Below are 20607 nucleotides of genomic sequence, written 5' to 3'. Positions count from 1 at the left end.
CGCCCGTGCTCAGGCGGTGAGATCGGCCGGGCACGCCGTCCTGTGCTCAGGTGGTGTCGGCTGAGGTGGGCTCGGGGCCGCGGCGGGCGAGGTCGGCCAGGACGTCCAGGGCGCGCGCGAGGTCGTCGTGCGGGGGAGAGGCAAGCCCCAGCCGGACGGCGGCGGGTGTCGCGTCGGGCGCGGTGGCGAACACCGCGCCGGGCGTGACCGTGATGCCGAGCCGTGCCGCCGCGCCCGCGAACGCTTCGGCGCGCCACGGGCCCGGCAGCTCCCACCAGCAGAAGAACGCGCGCGGCGCGGCCGAGACGGCGAAGCCTTCGAGGCGGTCGAGGGCGATGGCCCGGCGGGACGCCGCGTCCTGGCGTTTGGCCTCGGCGAGGGCGGCGACGGTGCCGTCCGCCAGCCAGCCCGTGGCGGCCTCCAGGGCGTATCCGGTGGGCAGCCACGCCCCCGTGCGCAGTGCGTTCGCGACACGCCCGTACAGACCGGGAGGGACCACCAGAAATCCGACCGTGAGGCCGGGGGAGACCCGCTTGGACAGGCTGTCCACGACGATGGTCCGGCCCGGCATGAGCTCCGCCATCGGCGGCTCGTCGGCGAGGAACGACCAGATCCGGTCCTCGACCAGGGGAACGTCGAGCGACGACAGCGTCCCGGCGAGCGCGGCCCTCCGCTCCTCCGGGACGGTCAGCCCGGTCGGGTTGTGCAGGGTCGGCTGCAGGTAGACGGCGCTGAGCGGAGCCCGCCGGTGCGCCTCGGCGAGCGCGTCCGGGCGAAGGCCGTCCTCGTCGGCCGCGAGGGGGACGGCCACCACGCCGATCCGCGCTAGCAGCCCCTTGACCACGGGATACGTGAGCGGCTCGACGCCGAGCCGTCCGCCCGGCGGGACCAGCGCCGCGACCGCCCCGGCGATCGCCTGGCGGCCGTTCGCGGCGAACAGCACCCCCTCGGGATCACTGACCCCCAGCAGTGCCGCGGCCTCCCGGCGGGCCGCCGCCGTCCCGGACGGCCCGACCGGGCGCAGCGCGGCGGCCAGCACGCCCGGACGGCGCAGCCGCGCCAGCCCCGCCGCCAGCCGCTCCTCCTGGCCGTCCGCCTCCGGATAGGTCAGCTCCAGGTCCACCGGCGCCCCGGACGGCTCGAGCAGCGCGGGAGCGCCACCCGCCGGAGGACCGGACCGGACGAACGTGCCCCGCCCGACCTCCCCGACGACCAGCCCGCGCAGCGCCAGCTCCCGGTACACGCGGGCCGCCGTGGACGCGGCGACGCGGTGCTCGCGGGCGAACCGGCGCTGCGGCGGCAGGCGGTCGCCGGGACGCAGCCGCCCGGCCGCGATGTCCGCCGCGACCGCGTCCGCCACCCGCCGGAAGTCGTCCAACCCGCCCCCCACATTGCACCGAGTACAAACCGCAGTATTGCACCGAGATCACGACGTTTCCTAAGGTCGACGCGACCGTCCTTCACATCCTGAAATGAGGTGCGATGGTCTCCCTGACCGCCGTCGCGGGCATCGCCGTCGTGGCGTTCGGCATGGTGCTGCTGCCCGGCCCGAACATGATGTACCTGGTGTCCCGGACGATCACCCAGGGCCGCCGCGCCGGGTACGTCTCGCTGGGCGGCGTCGCCGCCGGGTTCGCCGTCTACGCCGCCGCCGCGACCGCCGGGCTCACCGCGGTGTTCGCCGTCGTCCCGGCCCTCTACACGGTGATCAGGCTCGCCGGGGTCGGCTACCTGCTGTGGCTCGCCTGGCAGGCCGTCCGGCCGGGCGGGACGACCCCGTTCACCCCGCGCGAGCTGCCCGCCGACCCGCCGCGCCGGCTGTTGGCGATGGGCCTGGTCACCAACCTGCTCAACCCGAAGATCGCGATCCTGTACGTGTCGCTGCTGCCGCAGTTCACCGACCCCTCGCGCGGGCACGTCTGGCTGCAGAGCCTGCTCCTCGCGCTCGTCCAGATCGCCGTCGCGCTCACCGTGAACGGGATCTGGGTGCTGTGCGCGAGCGCGGTGTCCTCCTTCCTGACCCGCCGCCCCGCCTGGCAGCGCCTCCAGCGGTACGTGATGGGCTCGGTGCTCGCGAGCATGGCCGTCATGCTCGGCCTGGAACGTTCCCGGGCGGCCGTCGCCGCTCCCTGACCAGCCCGCCGGACCGGCCTCGCCTGGCCGATGTGGCGGACGCCGATTTGGCGGTCCTTGCCATGATGGGGCCGTGAGCGAGCGGGACGAGCGGGACTCGGGCGGCACACCGGGACGGTGGCGACGCCCCGACGCGTCCATGTCCCTGCTCGCCGACCTCTTCGAGGGCAGGGTCGCCGACCCCGGCTACGCCGAGGCCGCCGCCCGCCGCCGGGCCGCCGGGACCGCCCCGGGGGCGGGCCGTCCGCGCGTCCTGGCCGCGCTCGCGCTCCTGCTCGTCGGCCTGCTGCTCGCCGTCGCGGGCGCGCAGGTCCGGCGCGGCGAGCCCGTCGCGGCCCGGCAGCGCGCCCGGATCGTGGAGGAGATCCACAGCCGCACCGGCGAGACCGACGACCTGGCCCGCCGCCTGGACACCCTGCGCGGCGAGACCGCGCGGCTGCGCGCCGCCGCGCTCGCCCAGAGCGCCGCCGGCCGCCGCGCCGACCGCGATCTCGCCGCCGCCGAGGCCGCCGCCGCGGCCCGTCCCGCCGCCGGACCGGCCCTGGTCGTCACCCTGGACGACGCCCCCCGCGCCCCTGACGCCGAGGACGCCGACGACGACGGCCGGGTCTATGATCAGGATCTTCAGATCCTGGTCAACGGGCTCTGGGCGGCCGGAGCCGGCGCCGTCGCGATCAACGGGCTGAGGCTGACCCCCACCACCGCGATCCGCACGGCGGGCGAGGCCGTCCTGGTGGACTACCGCCCGCTGACCGGCCCGTACGAGGTCACCGCGCTCGGCCCCGCCGACCGGCTGCGCGCCGCGTTCACCGGCTCGGCCGCCGACCAGCGCCTCGCGGCCCTGCGGGACCGCTACGGCCTCCGCTACGGGCTGCGGACCGAGGGCACGGCCAGGCTGGCCGCCGCCGCGCCGTCCGCGCCGCGCTACGCCCGTCCGGCGGGTGAGAGGGAGTGAAGGGTGAGGGTGGTGCGGTGATCGCGCTGATCGGGCTGGTCGCGGGGGTGGTGCTCGGGCTGGTCTTCCAGCCGACCGTGCCGCTGTGGCTGCAGCCCTACCTGCCGATCGCCATCGTCGCGGCGCTGGACGCGATGTTCGGCGGCGTCCGCGCCCGCCTCGAGGGCGTGTTCGACGAGAAGACCTTCGTCGTCTCCTTCGTCGGCAACGCCATCCTCGCCTCCCTGATCGTCTTCCTCGGCGACCAGCTCGGCGTCGGCTCCCAGCTGTCCACCGGCGTGGTCGTCGTCCTCGGCGTCCGGATCTTCTCCAACGCCGCCGCCATCCGCCGGAAGCTCTTCGGCGCATGAGCGGCGCCGCCGAGCCCCCCGAGCGCGAACCCCGCCCCCCGGCGGAGCCCGGGAAGGCCGAACCCGAGCCCCCGGAGGCGCCGGAGAACGCCGAACCCGGCTCCCCGGAAGGGCCGGAGAGGGGCGAGGCCGGGCCTCAGCCCGCCGGAGAGGCCGAGAGGGCCGAGGTTGTGCCCGAAACGTCCCGAAAGCCCCTGTCGCAGCTCAGTGACATGCTGCGGCCCCGGCTGACCCGCGGGCAGCTCGCGGGCGGCCTGCTCAGCCTGGTGCTCGGATTCGCCATCGTGACCCAGGTCCAGGCGAACCACCGCGACACCAAGTTCGCCACCGCCCGGCAGGACGAACTGGTCGGAATCCTGTCAGACCTCACGCAGCGGTCCGAACGGCTGCACGGCGACCTGCGCGACCTGGAGAACACCAAGGCGGGCCTGGAACGCGACGCGCGCGGCCAGACCGCCCTGGAGGAGGCCCGCCGCCGCGCCGACGACTACGGGCTGCTCGCCGGGACCGTCCCGGCCCAGGGCCCCGGCGTGGAGATCACCGTGACCGACCCACGCCGCGCCGTCCGGGCCGCCAACCTGCTGGACGCGCTGGAGGAACTGCGCGACGCCGGGGCCGAGGTCGTCCAGATCGGGGACGTCCGCGCCGGTGTCGACACCTACTTCGTGGACCGTCCCGAGGGCGTCCTCGCCGACGACCGGTTCCTGCCCCCGCCGTACCGGATCCTCGCCATCGGCGACCCACACACCATGGCCACCGCCCTCGGCATCCCGGGCGGCGTCGTGCGCACGCTGCGCGGTCTCGGCGCCGAAGTGGCGGTCACCCCGCGTGCGCGAATGACCGTCAGCGCGGTACGGTCTGGGTAGGGGATCACGGGGGATCGGACCGCGAGCGCGGGCCATGTAGTCCTGCGCGCGCGTCCCGCGGGGGCGGATCGGGTCAAGCGCCGGTCACCGAGAGGTGGCGGGCGGGTGTCTGAGGCCCGTCCGCGCGGCGGCGTAGACCTGCGATCATTGTCGAAGGTAGCGTGGGGGCGGCCGGCTGACCGTTCCGGTTGACCCCTCGGGCCTCACCCGCGTAAGTTGCGGCGACCGTCGCGATGGCGAGTGTCGTGCCGGGAGCACGAGCACCCGGGTCGGGACGTCGACCCGGCGTGGGTTGGACGAAGGATGCGCGTGGCGCGGGCGGCAGCCGGACGGGGGCCGTGGACGCCGCGCCGGAGGTAGGAGGCCGAGCCGATCGATGCCGAGCGTCTACTGCACGCAGTGCGGTCACGCCAACCCGGATGATGCCCGCTTCTGCTCGAACTGTGGCACTCCGCTGACTCGCAGTGGCCAGCAGCCTCCGCCTCCCCGGGAGTCCCCGGGCGAGTCGACCTCGACGATCTCCATCTCCGGGATCGAGGCGTTCGCCGAGGCCGGCGAACCGGGGCCGCCCGCCGCGTCCCAGGTCTCGGTCGACGCGCTGCCGCCCGGCACCGCGCTGCTGGTGGTCGAGCGCGGCCCGAACGCCGGCAGCCGCTTCCTGCTCGACAAGGACCGCACGTCCGCCGGCCGCCACCCGGAGAGCGACATCTTCCTCGACGACATCACCGTGTCCCGCCAGCACGCCGAGTTCGCCCGGCAGGGCGGCGGCTTCTCGGTGCGTGACGTGGGCAGCCTGAACGGCACCTACGTCAACCGGCAGCGGATCGACCAGGCCGGCCTGTCCGGCGGCGACGAGGTGCAGATCGGCAAGTTCCGGCTGGTGTTCCTGACCAACCCGCAGCACGGCTGAGCGGTCCGGCGCGGGCCGCCGCCCGCGCCGGGACGCCGGGGGAGCCGGCGCCCCGCCCCGGGGAGGGGCGGCGCGCGGCGCGGGAGGGACGGCACCAGGCCGGACGCGGCGACGAATGGGAGAGTGATGAGCGCGCAGGCCGCCCGGGCCCTGATGACGATCGGGGACGTCCTCGGGCTGCTCCGGGGCGATTTCCCGGACGTCACGATCTCCAAGATCCGCTTCCTGGAGGCGGAGGGGCTGGTCGAACCGCAGCGCAGCCCGTCGGGCTACCGCAAGTTCGGTGAGGCCGACGTGGCGCGGCTCCGGTTCGTGCTGACCGCCCAGCGAGACCACTACCTCCCCCTGCGGGTGATCAGGCAGCACCTGCAGGCGCTCGACCGGGGCGAGACCCCGCCGGCGCTCGGCTCCCGCCGTCCGGCGGCCCCCGAACCACGCGCGGCGGTCGAGGCCCTGGCCGCCGAGGGCCGCGCCGCGGCCGTACGAGGCGTTGAAGGGTACGGCGTCGAGGGGTACGACGCCACCGACGGACGCGGTGTGGACGCCCCGGCGGTTGTCCGGGGCGGGGCCGACGCGACGCGCCGTCCACGCACCCTGGTCGCGGCCGACGCGGGGGCCGAGCCCGCCGCCGAGGTCCGCCTCACCCGCCGCCAGCTGATCGACGGCGCGTCGATCACCGAGGCGCTGCTGGCCCAGCTCGAGGAGTACGGGCTCATCCGGCGGTCCGGCGCCCACTACGACGGTGACGCGCTGGCCGTGGCCCGCGTCGTGGCGGCGCTCGGCGCGTTCGGGTTCGAGGTCCGTAACCTGCGGGCGGTGAAGGCCGCCGCCGACCGCCAGGTCGGGCTGATCGAGCAGCTCGTCTCGCCCCAGCTGCGCAGACGCAGCCCCGGCGCCCACGAGGAGGCGGCCCGGACGGCCCGGGAGGTCGCCGAGCTGTCGGTCCGGCTGCACGCCGCCCTGGTGTCGGCGGGACTGCGGGAGAGCCTCGGCCCGTGAGCCCCCGCGAGCGCCGCCGAACCGCCGCCCGGAAGGGGCGCCGGGTCCTGGTCGGCGTGATTTGCCCGCCCGTCGCCCGGACACCCGGAGCCGGGCCGGGTGTACGTTGGCTACAGGGGTCGGCGGGCAGCCGGTCCGGACGAGACCAGATCGAGGCCGCGAGGACCAGCAGGGAGCCGCAGTGAAGCAGATGGAGGTCGTCGGCGTCCGGGTCGAGATGCCCTCCAATCAGCCGATCGTCCTGTTGAAGGAGACGGAGGGCGACCGCTACCTGCCCATCTGGATCGGGGCGGTCGAAGCGACCGCGATCGCCTTCGCCCAGCAGGGAGTGCTGCCGGCGCGGCCGCTCACCCACGACCTTTTCCGGGACGTCCTGGACGCGCTGAGCGTGCAGCTGAGGACGGTGAACATCACCGCGCTGCGCGACGGGATCTTCTTCGCCGACCTGGTCTTCTCCAACGGGGTCGAGGTCAGCGCCCGCCCGTCGGACTCGATCGCCCTGGCGCTCCGCACCGGCGCGACGATCTTCGCCGCCGAGGACATCCTCGAGGAGGCGGGCGTCGCGATCCCCGACGAGCAGGAGGACGAGGTGGAGAAGTTCCGCGAGTTCCTCGACACCATCACCCCCGAGGACTTCGGCCGCGCAGGCTGACCCCACGTCCCGGCCCTGCGGCCGGGGAGCTCGCGCCCCCATGGGCGGAGCGTACGCGGCGCTGGGCGACAGCGAGCGTGCGGACCGGTGGTTCGCGTCTGCGCCGTCGTGCCTGCGACTCGCGTCTGAATGTGGGTGGCGCGCACACTCCGCGAGGATGTCGGATCCGGGCCGATGTGCACGGTCCGTGAGGACGTCGGACCGGGCGGTGCGCACGCTCCGTGAGCGTTCTCGGAGTGGGCGCGGACGGCCCGCCCGTGGCAGAGGTTACGGACGGTGACGTAGGTGTGACGGTCGCGTCAGGCGGGATGTCGTGACGCGGGTCCGGCTCGTGCGTCCGGTTCGCCTGCATCGCGGGGTTCCGTCCAGTAGGCTCGATGTTCGCGCCCGGGTCGGCGGTCCGGCACGCCCCGGCGGCACGAAAGCGCCGGTCACCAGGGGTGACCTGCAAGGTCATGCCGCCGCCCGAGTGTTCTTGCGCCGGACCCCGCTTCCCGTTTCCGCACCGGGCGGACGTGGGTAGGAGTTCGGTGAGTGCGGAGGTGCGCGGTTTGCCCACGTGAAGCCGGTTCATCCGGGTAGGCGACGCGCCGACGACGAACGTTGACCACACCCTGACCGGCACCTACCGTGCTGGTGGAACACCCGTGGTGTCATTCGTCAAACCCCCTTGACGGAACACCGCGGGCTGATAGAAGCCGGAGGTCCGCGTGGCGGTGAGCAGCGGCGAGGGCAAGGCGACCCCCGACAGGCGCATGGCGTCCCAGCGCGCCGGAGAGCAGGGTCTGCTCTTCGACACCAGGGTCTCGGCGCCGCCGGAGGACGTCGGCTACCGGGGCCCCACGGCGTGCGCCGCCGCCGGGATCACCTACCGTCAGCTCGACTACTGGGCGCGCACCGGCCTGGTCACCCCCGGTGTCCGGGCCGCGCAGGGATCGGGCAGCCAGCGGCTGTACGGGTTCCGCGACATCCTGGTGCTGAAGGTGGTCAAACGGCTGCTGGACACCGGGGTCTCCCTCCAGCAGATCCGGACCGCGGTGAACCATCTACGCGACCGCGGAGTCGAGGACCTCGCGCAGATCACGCTGATGAGCGACGGCGTGAGCGTCTACGAGTGCACGTCCGCCGACGAGGTCGTCGACCTGCTCCAGGGCGGTCAGGGCGTGTTCGGCATCGCGCTCGGCCGGGTCTGGCAGGAGGTCGAGGGCAGTCTCGCCGACCTTCCCGCCGAGCGCGCCGACGTCGGCGACGACGAAGACTCCCACCCGCACGACGAGCTCGCCCACCGCCGCCGCGCCCGCCGCACCGGCTGATCCTCCCGATCCGACCCCGGCACGACCCTCTCGACCTGTTCTTCCTCTCGCCCCGGTCCTCCCGGCTCGATCCCCGGCACGATCTCCGGGAACCCCGCCTCGTCAGATGGCCTCCTTGCGCTGGAGGTAGGCGAACGCGGCCCAGCCGGGGGCGACCGGCAGCCAGAACGTCAGCAGGCGGAACAGCAGCACGGCCGAGGTGGCGATCTCGGCGGGCAGCCCGGAGATCGTCAGCGCCAGCGTGAGGGCGCCCTCGACCGCGCCCAGGCCGCCGGGCGTCGGCGCGGCCGACCCCAGCGCGTTGCCGGTCAGGAACACCACGACCACGGCGGTCCAGGGCAGCTCGCCGCCGAACGCGCGGATCGAGGCGTCCAGGCAGACCACGAAGCCCGCGGTGAGCAGCAGCGTGCCGCCGAGGCTCGTGGCGAGCTTGCGGGGCGACTGCAGGACGTCCACCATCCGCGGCAGCACCCCGGAGAACATCGACCGGAGCCGCGCGGTCACGAACCGCCGGACGCGCGGGATGGCGAGCGCCACCGCCACCGGGATCGCGAGCATCAGCAGCACGATCATGATCGTGCGGGACGGCGCGAGATCGCGGGTCGCGGTCTGCGTGGACCCGGTGATGAAGCCGAACACCACCAGCAGGAGGATGTGGATCACCATGCCCAGGAGCTGGGAGGCCCCGACGCTGGCGACCGCGGGCCCGGACCGGATCCCGGACTTCTGCAGGTAGCGGGTGTTGAGCGCGACGCCCGTGACGGCGACGGGCGCGACGAGCTTGACGAACGACGCGGCCACCTGGACCAGGATCGTCCGCCACAGGGGCAGCCGCTCCGGCACGAACCCGATGAGCATGAACGCCGCCGCGAGGTAGGTGACGGCCGCCGCGGCGGCGCCGAGCGCGACCCACCACCAGTTCGCCCGGTCGCCGATCGTGTCCAGCTGCACGCTGGTCAGCTGCGGGATGACGATGTAGGCGGCGAAGGTGAGGGCGACGATGCTCACGATCGTCCGCGACCGGAAACGCTCCAGCCGGACGGGTTCGGTCTCGGCCTCGGGCTCCAGCTTGAGGATCTGCTCGCGGATCCGCGTCAGCAGCCGCCGGTCGTGCCGGACCGCGGTGCGGGTCGCCCGGGTCAGCGCGACCCGCTGCAGCAGCGGGACGGCGGCGGCGAGCGCGCCCTCGCCCAGCACGGGCGCGGCCGTCGCGACCGCGCGTTCGGCGCCGACGCGCAGCGCCAGGGTGGTGAGCAGCTGGGCCCGGTCCAGGCGCAGCGCGAGATCGCCCGCCGCGACCTCGCCGACGCCGAGGTCGACCAGGTGGACGAGGCCCTCGCCGGAGGCCGCCTCACCCTGGGCGGAGCCGTCCGGAGCGGGGGCGTCGGCCTCCTCGTCGGAGGAGTCGGGACGATCCGGGCCGCTCACGAGGATGGCGTGGCCCTCAAGGCGGCGGTGGGCCAGGCGCGCGGCCTGCAGGCGGGCGAACTGGTGCCAGACGTCGGTGAGGAGGGCGTCGTCGATCTCCTCGTCGTCCAGTTCGTCCAGCCGCCGTCCCGGGACGTGCTCGTAGGCGAGCAGCGCGGCCTCGGTGCCGACCTCGCAGGTGCCGACGAGGCGCGGGGTGCGGACGTCCGCCGCGGACGCCGCGTAGGCCATCAGGGACTCCTGCTCCAGCGCGCGGCGCAGGGACCGCAGCGGACGGCGGTTCGTGCCGGCGCGCAACCGCACCAGCCGCCACAGCCGGTACACCAGCCCGGCCGTCTGCTGGTCGCGGTCCAGGACGTTCACCAGGAGCTGCCAGCGGCCCCGGGGGAGCGGGCGGCCGACGCAGTCGTGGGGGACGCCGTCCGGGCCGGGGGCGAGCGCGACGGTGTACCGGCGCGGCTCGTCGGCGGCAGTGGCGACCTGCCGCGCCGCGATCGGGCGCAGGCCGAGCCGCTCCAGTGCGAGGGCGACCGTCGCGCCGGACGGGCGCGGGTTCGGCGTGCCGACCGCGTACAGCGTTCCGTGGCCGATCGCCTCGCCGAGGAAGTAGGTGGCGGCGAGCGCCGAGACCGAGGCGTAGGACGCGGTGAGCCCGGTGAGCGCGGCCAGGCCGATCATGGTCCAGGCGGCGATCTGCCAGCGGGTGCGGCCGGCCATCCCGACGGCGGCGACGAACGCGATCACCGGGGCGATGTCGGTGTGCACGACGGCGGTGCCGGTGCTGCCCCAGATCAGCGCGTCCAGCAGGCCGTTCGGCGCGGCCGGGACGACCCAGTCGTTCATCGCCACGGTCAGCAGGAAGGTGATCATCGCGGCGAGCACCGCGATCGCCACCCGGATGCCGTCCCGGTGGAACAGGCGTTCGACCGCGAACGCGACCGGGACGGCGAGCACCCCGAAGCTGGACGCCAGCGTGGCCAGCGACAGCAGCCAGCGGGGGGCGTGGGCGGTGCCCTCGACGATGTCGGTCTGAAGGCCGTGCGTGGTCTGCTGGGCGATCGTCACGAGCAGCATGACGGCGCCGAGACCGGCCAGCGCGGTGGCGAACCGGATCGCGTCGCCGGAACGGCGGATGCGCATCGGCGAGGGCGGTTCCTCGACCGCTACCCCGGGCCGCGCCCCGGCCGTCCCCCCGGCCGTTGCCTTGGCCGGGTCCGCCGCGTTCTCGCGCGGGTCCGTCCCGTTTCCGGGGACGCCCGGATTCGGCTCGGCCCGGTCCGAATCATGTTCGGTCCGCGCCGCGCCGTCCTGGGTCCGCGTCACGCCACACCGCCGTTCCGTTGTCGTCCCGCCCCCGCGGTTGTGGGTCCTCCTGACCGTGAGCTGCGAATATCGTACTTTCTCCGGCGGACGTCGCGGGGGAGGCTCCTGCCCGCCACGCCGACCCCGCCGAGCGGCGAAGAAGGGAACGCCCGGCGGGTCGCCGAGGTTCCGGACACTACGCGGAGGGGGTCCGCCGCGTTCGATCGTGCCCCGCGTTGGATAGAGTTTTTCCCACAGGAAACGCCGCTGACCCTGTGCGGGAGAGATTCCACGCCGCCAGCGTGGGACGCCGAAGGGGCAAACCTCCCCGGAACCTCTCAGGCAAAAGGACCGCGCAGACGAGGCACCTCTGGAAAGCAGGCGCGCGTGCGCCCGAAACGGGCGCGGGTCGTCTCACCGAAGGGGAAATTCCGCGCGTGCGCGGGGGAAGCTCTCAGGTGCCACGACAGAGGGGGAGACCGTCACCGGCCGGCCGGGCCGGGGACGCCCTGAGCGACCGCTTTCGCAGCCCAGGAGGCTCTCCCCATGACCGCGCAGTTCTTCGCACCCGTGGCCTCGCCACAGACCCCGCGGACGGCCTTCGCCGACCGGCACATCGGCCCGTCCGGCGACGAGCGCTCCCGGATGCTGGCGGCCATCGGCTACTCCGGCGCCGAGGCCCTGATCGACGCGGCGGTCCCGGAGGCCATCCGCACGCGCCGCCCGCTGGCCCTGCCGCCCGCGCTGTCCGAGCCTGCCGCGCTGGACCGGCTGCGCGAGCTCGCCGAGAAGAACGCCGTGCTCACGTCCATGATCGGATTGGGCTACCACGGCACCCACACGCCGGGCGTGATCCTTCGGAACGTGCTGGAGAACCCGGGCTGGTACACCGCCTACACGCCGTACCAGCCGGAGATCTCCCAGGGGCGCCTGGAGGCGCTGCTGAACTTCCAGACCGTGATCGGCGACCTGACCGGCCTGCCGGTGGCGAACGCGTCCATGCTGGACGAGGGGACCGCCGCCGCCGAGGCGATGGCCCTCGCCCACCGCGTCGGCAAGCGCAAGGAGCCCGGCGCGTTCCTCGTGGACGCCGACGCGCTGCCGCAGACGATCGAGGTGATCCGCACCCGGGCCGTCCCGCTCGGCATCGAGGTCGTCACCGCCGACCTGTCCGGCGGGCTGCCGGAGGGCGACTTCTTCGGCGTCCTGGTGCAGTACCCGGGCGCGTCCGGGGTCGTCCGCGACCTGACGCCGCTGGTGGACGCGGCGCACGCGCGGGACATGCAGGCCGTGGTCGCCGCCGACCTGCTCGCGCTGACGCTGCTGCGGCCGCCCGGGGAGAGCGGCGCGGACATCGTGGTCGGCTCGGCGCAGCGGTTCGGCGTCCCGTTCGGCTTCGGCGGCCCGCACGCCGGGTACATGGCCGTCCGCGAGGGCATCCAGCGGCAGCTGCCCGGACGCCTCGTCGGGGTCTCGGTCGACATCGACGGCAGGCCCGCCTACCGGCTCGCGCTCCAGACCCGCGAGCAGCACATCCGGCGTGAGAAGGCCACCAGCAACATCTGCACCGCGCAGGTGCTCCTCGCGGTGATGGCCAGCATGTACGCCGTCTACCACGGCCCGGAGGGCCTGGCGGCGATCGCGCAGCACGCGCACGGGCACGCGGTCCGGCTGGCCGCGGGGCTGCGTGAGGGCGGCGTCGAGGTCGTCCACGAGCACTTCTTCGACACCGTCTTCGCCCGCGTCCCCGGCCGCGCCGCCGAGGTCGTCGCGACCGCCCGCGCGCTGGGCGTGAACCTGCGCCTCGCGGACGCCGACCACGTCGGGATCGCCTGCGACGAGACCACCACCGGCGAGCACGTCGCGGCCGTGTGGCGGGCGTTCGGCGTGGAGGGCGTCGCGGAGACCCCGGCCGGGGACGCGCTCGACTCCCTGCGCCGGGAGAGCCCGTACCTGACCCACCCGGTGTTCCACGCGCACCGCTCCGAGACCGCGATGCTGCGCTACCTGCGCCGCCTCCAGGACAAGGACATCGCGCTCGACCGGTCCATGATCCCGCTCGGCTCCTGCACGATGAAGCTGAACGCGACGACCGAGATGGAGCCGATCACCTGGCCGGAGTTCGCGAACATCCACCCGTTCGCGCCGGTCGACCAGGCCGCCGGATACGTCGAGCTGATCGGTGAGCTGGAGGGCTGGCTCGCCGAGATCACCGGCTACGCCAGGGTCTCGGTGCAGCCGAACGCCGGGTCGCAGGGCGAGCTCGCCGGGCTGCTGGCGATCCGCGGCTACCACGCCTCGCGCGGCGAGGAGCACCGCAACGTGTGCCTGATCCCGTCGTCCGCGCACGGCACCAACGCCGCGTCCGCGGTGATGGCCGGGATGAAGGTCGTGGTCGTCAAGTGCGACGACGGCGGCAACATCGACGTGGACGACCTGCACGCCAAGATCGCCAAGCACGGCGACGCGCTGGCCGCGATCATGGTGACCTACCCGTCCACGCACGGCGTGTTCGAGGAGTCCATCACCGAGGTCTGCAAGTCGGTGCACGACGCGGGCGGCCAGGTCTACGTGGACGGCGCGAACCTGAACGCGCTGGTCGGCCTCGCCCGTCCGGGCGAGTTCGGCTCGGACGTGTCGCACCTGAACCTGCACAAGACCTTCTGCATCCCGCACGGCGGCGGCGGCCCGGGCGTGGGCCCGGTCGGCGTCCGCGAGCACCTGGCGCCGTTCCTGCCGTCCCACCCGCTGCGCGCCGAGGCCGGCCCGCAGGACACCGGCGTCGGGCCGATCTCGGCGGCGCCGTGGGGCTCGGCGGGCATCCTGCCGATCTCGTGGACCTACATCGCCATGATGGGCGCGGACGGCCTGCGCGCGGCCACCGAGGGCGCGATCATCGCCGCGAACTACCTGGCGGCGAAGCTGTCCCCGTACTTCCCGATCCTCTACACCGGCCGGGACGGCCTGGTCGCGCACGAGTGCATCGCCGACCTCCGCAAGATCACCAAGGAGACCGGGATCACCGCCGAGGACGTCGCCAAGCGGCTGATCGACTATGGCTTCCACGCCCCGACGCTGGCGTTCCCGGTCGCCGGGACGCTGATGATCGAGCCGACCGAGAGCGAGGACCTCGCCGAGCTCGACCGGTTCGTGGACGCCATGGTGGAGATCAGCCGGGAGATCCGGGCCGTTGCCGACGGGACCCTCGACCGCGAGGACAACCCGCTGCGCAACGCCCCGCACACCGCCGACTGCCTGGTGACCGAGGACTGGAAGCACGCCTACACGCGCGAGGCCGCGGCGTACCCGCTGCCGTCCCTGCGCGAGGGCAAGTACTGGCCGCCGGTCCGCCGCATCGACCAGGCGTACGGCGACCGCAACCTGGTCTGCTCCTGCCCGCCGCCGGAGGCGTTCGAGGACTGAGCTGCCCGTGGCTGAGGGCCCGTTCCGGGGACGTCCCGGGCGGGCCCTTCCCCGTTCCAGCTAATGATCTACAACGTAAAGGTCGTGGCCGGTGGCGGCCCGCGACATGATCAGGTCCGGGTGTGTCGGGGCGGGACGCGGAGGCGACCGGATCGCTAGGCTCGGCAGCGCCGAACCCCGACCCCCAGAGGGCAGTAGACGATCATGAGTGACACGCCCGGACCGGCCGCCGAGGCCGCGTCAGCCGAGTCAGCCGACCGAGCGGCCGGCGGGACGGCGGGAGCCGCGGCCCACCAGGCGGCGGAGATGTGCGAACGGGCGCGGCGGCTCGCCGAGGACGGCGACTCCGACCGCGCGGCGGCGCTGTTCGGGGAGGTGCTCGCGCTCGGCGACACCCCGCATCGGGCCCGGGCCGCGCTGGGCCTCGCGGTCGTCCTGGACGACTCGGGCGACATCGCGGGCGCGCGTGAGGCCGACCGCGCCGCGATCGCCACCGGCGACCCCGAGTACGGCGCGCGCGCCGCCTACCACCTGGCGCTCACCCACGAGCGTGCGGGGGAGCACGACGAGGCCGAGCCCGCCTGGCGGGTCGTGGTCGACTTCGCCAACGCCGCCTACCTGCCGCCCGCGCACCTGGCCCTGGCCCGCCTCGCCGACGACGCGGGAGACTTCGAGCGCGCCCGGGGGCACTGGGAGGACGCGGTCGCGACCGGTGACGGCGAGTACGGACCACTCGCCGCGCACGACCTCGCGCAGCGGCTGCTGGAACGCGGCGAGCCGGCCCGCGCGCAGCGGGTGCTGACCGCGGGGCTGAAGCTCATCGACCGGACGTCCGCGCCGCACGCGCACTCCAGGCTCGCCGTCGCGCTGGGCATCGCCTGCCTCGACCAGGCGATCGGCGCGTTCGGCGCGGCGCTGGGCCCGGCGGGCGAGCCCGCCGACCCGGAGGTCGGGCCGCTGGCGACCGAACTGCTGGCCCGTACGCTGCCGCTGCGCGGCCGGGACGGCGAGGCCCGCGAGGCGTGGCGGCGCGGCCTGACCGACCCGGGGGTCGCCCCGCAGGTCCGCGCCCGGCTCCGGCGCGAGTTCGGCGCGGACGACGGCGACGACCCGGCCGCGCTGTGGTGGGAGCCGCTGCTCGAGCAGGCCGTCGCCGAGGGCGCGCTCCCCGCCCTGGCGGGCGAGGCGTTCGGCGCGCTGGACCACATGTACGCGCTCCTGGCCGTCCGGTACGCGGCCGAGGCCGCTGACCGCCGTCCCGGCGAGTCGCATGAGGTGATCGGCGGCGCCGTCAGGGTGCCGTCCGACTACGCCTGGGGTCCGCTCCTTCACGAGAGCTTCGCCGAGCGCCTCCGCCTCGCCATGGGCCCCACCGCCGCCCTCCCGCCCGGCTGGCCCGACGCCTGACGCCTCCCGACACCTCGGTCCCGGCCGACCTTCCGCCTGGCGCCCGACCTCTCGCCCGGCTGGACGGCCGCACTTGTCGGGCGGGGTCAGTCGGCGATGCCGGTCTGGGCGACCACGTTGGTGATGCGCACGCGGACGAGGTACTCGCCGGGGACGGCGTTGCGCCTGCCGTACTCCTCGGCGCGGTCCTCGCCCATGTAGCGGCCGCCGATCGCGGTCGCCCAGCGCAGCATCTCGTCCAGGTCGGTGCCGAGCTCGGCCGTTCCTTCGATCACGACGAACGCGTAGGGCGGCGTCTGGTCGTCGACGGCGATCGAGACGCGGGGGTCGCGCTTCAGCGCCTTGGCCTTGAGGCCTGTCCCGTGGGTCGTGAACAGCAGGTCGTCGCCGTCCAGGAGGAACCAGATGGGGGTGACGTGGGGGGCTCCGCTCTTGCGGATCACGCCGATCTTGCCCGTGCGCGTCCCCTCGAGGGCGAACGCCCGCCATTCGTCCGTCGTCATCAGCTTCATGATCCACATTGTCGTGGACGGAGGCCGGGGCGAGGACCGTGTGCCGGGGCCGCTACGGTGAGCGACATGGAGATCGTGACGGCGCACGGGGCCGCCGAGGTGACGGTGGACGAGCCGCGTGCGGCGGACGGGGCGCCTGAGGGGGCGGCGTTCCTGCTGGTGCTGACGCACGGCTCGAACGGCGGCGTGGACGCGGTGGACCTGCTGGCCGTCCGGGAGGTCGCGCTGGGGCTCGGCGGGGCGGTCGCGCGTGTGCTGCAGCCGTTCCGGAAGGCCGGACGGCGGGCTCCCGGCTCGGCGGCGCGGCAGGACGAGGCGTGGCTGGAGATCGTCAAGCTCCTGCGCGACCGGTTCGGGGACGTCCCGCTCGTGCAGGGCGGGCGGAGCAACGGCGCGCGGGTGGCGTGCCGGACGGCCGGTGAGGCGGGCGCGGTGGGCGTGGTGGCGCTGGCGTTCCCGCTGCATCCGCCGGGGAAGCCCGAGAAGTCGCGCGCGGACGAGCTGCGCGGCGCGGGCGTGGAGGTGGTCGTCGTGAACGGCGACCGTGACCCGTTCGGCGTTCCGGACGCCGCCGACGCCGCCGAGGTGGTCGTCCTGGCGGGAGAGCGGCACGACCTGAACAAGAACCCCGCCGCGGTGGGGGAGGCGGTCGAGCCCTGGCTGGGCCGCTGGGCGCGTCCGGCCGGCTGACCGGCCCCGCGAGGACGGGGCTCGAGCGGTCCCGGACATGTCTGAGCCCCGGCGGCTTGGCCGGGGCCCTTGCTTCTTCTCTCCTGGTGTCTCCGGGGATCACCCGGAGAGCCCGTTGGGTGGTTGACGCCCCCGAGGAAGATCACCCGTTCGGACTAGTCCCCCGTACGAGACTGGTCAGGCGACCGCTCCGACGCCGAGGTCGGTCGGGCGGTGCGGGGCGACGACCTCCCCGTCGGGCAGCAGTTCACCGGTGTCCTCGAAGATCACGATGCCGTTGCACAGCAGGCTCCACCCTTGTTCGGGGTGGGTGGCCACGGTTCGCGCGGCGTCGCGGTCCGGTCCGTCAGAGGCGGGACAGTGCGGTTGGTGTGGGCACATCGGCGTGCCTCCGGTCTCAGGTGCTCGATGGGTGGTGCTCTTCTGTCTGACGCATCCGAGTGTGGATCGGTTCGGCCCTGTGCGGCCATAGCCCGAAGGGACGATTGTCCGGTGGTACCCGGGTACCACCGGACTGTGATCGGCCTCACCCTCAGGTGCAGGTGATCAGACTGCCCGCGAATCCGTCTCGGCAAGAGCACGAGTTGCCGTCCGATGCGTAAAGTTCCTCCCGATTCGTCCGGACAGGTGTCCGGGACCGGCCGCCTGTCCGGGTCGGGATGCGATCGTTTCGCCCCGGCGCGCGGGGGCCGGAGTCCTACGATTGCCCCTGGACGAGGCCCGACCCAGGGGGAGGTGAGGCCCGGATGCGCGTGGCGCTGTTCGTCGCCTGCGTCGACGACGCGATGTTCCCCGGGACCGGCCGCGCGGTGACGTCCCTGCTGGAGCGGCTCGGCCACGAGGTGGTGTTCCCGGCGGGGCAGACCTGCTGCGGGCAGCTGCACTGGACGACCGGCTACCGGCGCGAGGCGGCGGGCCTCGCGCGGCGGTTCACCGGCGTGTTCGCCGATGCGGGGACGATCGTGACGCCGTCGGCGTCGTGCGCGGCGGCGGTCCGGTCGTCCTACCGGAGCATGGCGCGGGCCGCCGACGACCCGGACCTGGAGCGCGCCGCCGCCGGGCTCGAGGTGTACGAGCTGACCGAGTTCCTGGTGGACGTCCTGGGCGTGACCGACGTCGGCGCGCGGTTCCCGCACCGGGTGGCCTACCAGCCGACGTGCCACGCGTCGCGCGCGCTGGGCGTGGGCGACCGTCCGCTGCGGCTGCTGCGCGCGGTGAAGGGGCTGGACCTGGTCGAGCTGCCCGCGGCGGGGGAGTGCTGCGGGTTCGGCGGCGCGTTCGCGGTCAAGAACGCGGACGTGTCGGTCGCGATGGTCGCCGACAAGGTCCGGCACGTCCGGGACACGGGCGCGGACGTGCTGTGCGCGCTGGACAACGCGTGCCTCGCGCACATCGGCGGCGCGCTGTCCCGGCTGCGGGCGGGTGTCCGGGTGGCGCACCTCGCGGAGATCCTGGCGTCCACGGGGGAGGGCGCGTGAGCCTGCGCGAGGGGGAGGCCGGGGCGCACGTCCCCGATCCGTCCGAACGGGACCCGGACGCGTCCGGCGGCTCCGGCGGCTCCGGTGCTCCCGCCGACTCCGGTGGGTCCGCCGTTCCGGGTGGGTCCGGCGGTTCAGGTGGGCCCGGCGGTCCAGGCGGGGTTGTCGGTCCGGGGTCGTCTGCCGGGTCGGGTGGGTTCGGGGTCGGGACGTTGCTGAGGCTCGTGAGCGGGCAGCAGGGGAGCGCCGCCCGGGGACGCGGGCCGGACGGGAAGCCCGCCCTGCCGAGGTTCGCGGAGGCGGCGCGGGAGGCGCTGGCGGACGCCGGGGCGCGGCACGACCTGGCCGAGTCCGCCGGGCTGGCGCGGGACCGGCTGGCCGCGGCCACCGGCGAGCCGTCCGACTGGGAGGAGCTACGAGCGGCGGGGGCGGCGATCCGCGACCGGGCCCTGCTCGACCTCGGCGCCCATCTGGAGGCGTTCGAACGGGCCGTCACGGACGCGGGCGGCACGGTGCACTGGGCGAGGACCGCTTCCGACGCGCGCCGGATCGTCGCCTCGCTCGTCCGGGAGGGCGGCGAGGTCGCGGTCGCGGACGGTCCCGTGCTGAGGGAGGTCCGGCTCGCGGACGCGCTCGCCGAGCAGGGGATCAGCGCGTGCGACGCCGGGGGGCCGGAGGGGCGCGACCGGGTGCGGGCCGCGCGTGTCGCCGTCACGGGGGCCGATTTCCTGGTCGCCGACAGCGGGACCGTCGTGCTGCTGGAGGCGGACGGCGCGGCCCGCGCGTGCCTGACGCTGGCGGAGAAACTGGTCTGCGTCGCGGGGATGGACCGGGCCGTCCCCGACTGGACGGATCTGGAGGTCCTGCTCCAGCTCCTCCCGCGCGCGGCGGGGGGACAGCGGCTCAGCCCGCAGGTGTCGGCCTGGACGGGCGTCGTGCCGGGGGACGGCCCGAGCGAGGTGCACGTGGTGCTGGTCGACAACGGCCGCACCCGGATCCTCGGCGACGATGTCGGACGGGAGGCGCTGCGCTGCATCGGCTGCGGCGCCTGTTCGGCCGTGTGCCCGGTGTACGAGCGGGTGGGGGATCATCCCTACGATCCGCGCGGAACGGGCCCGTCCGGCCCGATCGGCGCGGTCTGGACGCCGCTGGCGCGCGGTGTCGATCGCGCGCAGACGGCGTCGCTGCCGTTCGCGTCCACGCTGTGCGGGGCGTGCGCGGAGGTCTGCCCGGTGAAGATCGACATACCGGGGCTGCTGGTGCATCTGCGCGGTGAGGTCGTGGACGCGCGCCGGAACCGGCCCGTCCCGACCCCGGAGCTCGCGGTGATGCGCGGTCTCGCCTGGACGATGGCCGACGCGCGCCGGTTCGAGGCGGCCGTCGGCCGCGGCTCGCGGTGGGCGCGGCTGGTGGCGCGGGGCGGGCGGATCCGGCGGCTGCCCGGCCTGCTCGGCCGCTGGACCGAGGCGCGCGACCTGGCCGCCCCGCCCGCCGAGAGCTTCCGGGTCTGGTGGCGGCGTCGCGAGGCGGCCCGGCGGAGGCTCAGGTGACCGCCCGGGACGAGGTGTCGCGGCTGGTCCGGGAGGCGCTCGGGCCGCCGCGGCGGACGCCCGTCCCGGTGCCGCGCGGGTACCTGACGCGGCTGACCGGCCCGGAGGCCGCGACGCGGGCGGACGTGGTGGCGCTGTTCACCGAGCGGGTCGCGGCGCTCGGGGTGGCCGTCCGGCACGTCGGCGGGGACGAACTGGCGACGGCGGTCGCGGCCGTCCTGTGGGGGTGGGAGGCCAAGCGGATCGTCGTGCCGTCCGATCTGCCGTTCGGGTGGCTGGCCGAGCTGGACGGCGTGCGCGCGCTGGCCGACTCGCCGGTCCTGGACGTGTCGACCCTGGCGGGAGCGGACGGCACGGTCACCGGCTGCGCGGTCGCGGTCGCCCAGACCGGGACGGTCGTGCTGGACGGCGGCCGGGCGCAGGGACGCCGGGCGCTGGCGCTCGTCCCGGACCGGCATCTGTGCGTCGTGCACGCCGACCAGATCGTGGGCGTCGTCCCGGAGGCGGTGCGGCGGCTCGACCCGGCGCTGCCGCAGACGTGGATCAGCGGCCCGCCGTCCGCGCCGTCCTCGGGCGGGCCGCCGCCGCACGGGCCGCGCACGCTGGAGATGCTCGTCGTCGACGACTGACAGGGGGCCG

General features: G+C 74.8%; 18 protein-coding genes and 1 riboswitch. Of the genes, 14 read left to right on the top strand and 4 right to left on the bottom strand.

All coding sequences use genetic code 11. The annotated features are described in order from the left end of the window. Nucleotides 1-46: 46 nt before the first annotated feature. The gene (locus tag P696_RS0139115; protein WP_026416587.1) at nt 47-1378 is read right to left on the bottom strand and encodes an aminotransferase-like domain-containing protein; all 1332 of its coding nucleotides are present in this window, start codon (nt 1376-1378) and stop codon (nt 47-49) included. 104 nt (nt 1379-1482) lie between these two features. Between P696_RS0139115 and P696_RS0139110 the strand changes: the two genes are divergently transcribed. From P696_RS0139110 to P696_RS0139075, 8 genes are all read left to right on the top strand, one after another. Further along, complete coding sequence (locus tag P696_RS0139110; protein WP_026416586.1) at nt 1483-2133, top strand: LysE family translocator; 651 nt, start codon at nt 1483-1485, stop codon at nt 2131-2133. A gap of 73 nt (nt 2134-2206) precedes the next feature. Continuing rightward, entirely contained in the window at nt 2207-3088 is an 882-nt protein-coding gene (locus P696_RS0139105; protein ID WP_157430200.1) for a DUF881 domain-containing protein, read from the top strand. A 17-nt stretch (nt 3089-3105) separates the two neighbouring features. Then, on the top strand, nt 3106-3438 hold the full coding sequence (locus tag P696_RS0139100) for a small basic family protein (protein WP_026416584.1): 333 nt from the start codon (nt 3106-3108) through the stop codon (nt 3436-3438). Beyond that, a complete protein-coding gene (locus P696_RS0139095; protein WP_026416583.1) occupies nt 3435-4304 on the top strand; it encodes a DUF881 domain-containing protein in 870 nt (289 codons plus the stop codon). The genes P696_RS0139100 and P696_RS0139095 overlap by 4 nt, the downstream gene beginning before the upstream one ends. 376 nt (nt 4305-4680) lie before the next feature. Then, nucleotides 4681-5214: an FHA domain-containing protein gene (locus tag P696_RS0139090; protein ID WP_026416582.1), complete on the top strand. Its 534-nt coding sequence runs from the start codon at nt 4681-4683 to the stop codon at nt 5212-5214. A gap of 126 nt (nt 5215-5340) precedes the next feature. Continuing rightward, on the top strand, nt 5341-6213 hold the full coding sequence (gene ftsR / locus P696_RS55365; RefSeq protein WP_026416581.1) for a transcriptional regulator FtsR: 873 nt from the start codon (nt 5341-5343) through the stop codon (nt 6211-6213). 181 nt (nt 6214-6394) lie between these two features. Then, the gene (locus tag P696_RS0139080) at nt 6395-6865 is read left to right on the top strand and encodes a bifunctional nuclease family protein (RefSeq protein ID WP_026416580.1); all 471 of its coding nucleotides are present in this window, start codon (nt 6395-6397) and stop codon (nt 6863-6865) included. Nucleotides 6866-7575: 710 nt separating this feature from the next. After that, nucleotides 7576-8178, top strand: coding sequence for a MerR family transcriptional regulator (locus tag P696_RS0139075; protein WP_026416579.1), 603 nt, complete (start codon nt 7576-7578; stop codon nt 8176-8178). Between the two features lie 102 nt (nt 8179-8280). Here P696_RS0139075 and P696_RS0139070 read toward each other — a convergent pair whose 3' ends face one another. Beyond that, complete coding sequence (locus tag P696_RS0139070; RefSeq protein ID WP_026416578.1) at nt 8281-10929, bottom strand: flippase-like domain-containing protein; 2649 nt, start codon at nt 10927-10929, stop codon at nt 8281-8283. Nucleotides 10930-11176: 247 nt separating this feature from the next. Next, nucleotides 11177-11272: riboswitch (glycine riboswitch) on the top strand. Between the two features lie 182 nt (nt 11273-11454). Between P696_RS0139070 and gcvP the strand changes: the two genes are divergently transcribed. Next, a complete protein-coding gene (gene gcvP, locus P696_RS0139065) occupies nt 11455-14331 on the top strand; it encodes an aminomethyl-transferring glycine dehydrogenase (RefSeq protein ID WP_026416577.1) in 2877 nt (958 codons plus the stop codon). Nucleotides 14332-14535: 204 nt separating this feature from the next. Further along, a complete protein-coding gene (locus P696_RS51110; protein ID WP_034489110.1) occupies nt 14536-15738 on the top strand; it encodes a tetratricopeptide repeat protein in 1203 nt (400 codons plus the stop codon). A gap of 86 nt (nt 15739-15824) precedes the next feature. On the opposite strand, the gene P696_RS0139055 is transcribed toward P696_RS51110, so the two are convergent. Further along, a complete protein-coding gene (locus P696_RS0139055) occupies nt 15825-16250 on the bottom strand; it encodes a PPOX class F420-dependent oxidoreductase (protein WP_026416576.1) in 426 nt (141 codons plus the stop codon). A gap of 66 nt (nt 16251-16316) precedes the next feature. Between P696_RS0139055 and P696_RS0139050 the strand changes: the two genes are divergently transcribed. Then, a complete protein-coding gene (locus P696_RS0139050) occupies nt 16317-16940 on the top strand; it encodes an alpha/beta hydrolase family protein (protein WP_034489107.1) in 624 nt (207 codons plus the stop codon). A gap of 177 nt (nt 16941-17117) precedes the next feature. Here the strand turns inward: P696_RS0139050 and P696_RS0139045 are convergent, their stop codons facing one another. Further along, complete coding sequence (locus tag P696_RS0139045) at nt 17118-17321, bottom strand: DUF5999 family protein (RefSeq protein WP_026416574.1); 204 nt, start codon at nt 17319-17321, stop codon at nt 17118-17120. A 365-nt stretch (nt 17322-17686) separates the two neighbouring features. Here P696_RS0139045 and P696_RS0139040 point away from each other — a divergent pair, with 365 nt between their 5' ends. Genes P696_RS0139040 through P696_RS0139030 form a run of 3 tightly spaced genes read left to right on the top strand, consistent with a single transcriptional unit; the run spans nt 17687 to nt 20597 of the window. Beyond that, nucleotides 17687-18418, top strand: coding sequence for a (Fe-S)-binding protein (locus P696_RS0139040; protein ID WP_026416573.1), 732 nt, complete (start codon nt 17687-17689; stop codon nt 18416-18418). Further along, entirely contained in the window at nt 18415-19968 is a 1554-nt protein-coding gene (locus P696_RS0139035; RefSeq protein ID WP_245627977.1) for an LUD domain-containing protein, read from the top strand. Before P696_RS0139040 ends, P696_RS0139035 begins: the two co-directional genes overlap by 4 nt. Next, nucleotides 19965-20597, top strand: coding sequence for a LutC/YkgG family protein (locus P696_RS0139030; RefSeq protein ID WP_026416571.1), 633 nt, complete (start codon nt 19965-19967; stop codon nt 20595-20597). Before P696_RS0139035 ends, P696_RS0139030 begins: the two co-directional genes overlap by 4 nt. Nucleotides 20598-20607 lie beyond the last annotated feature (10 nt).

It is taken from the genome of Actinomadura oligospora ATCC 43269 (assembly GCF_000518265.1).
GTDB lineage: Bacteria > Actinomycetota > Actinomycetes > Streptosporangiales > Streptosporangiaceae > Spirillospora > Spirillospora oligospora.
The sequence above is the reverse complement of the archived record's forward strand: the minus strand, read 5'-3'. Positions and strand labels throughout refer to the sequence as shown.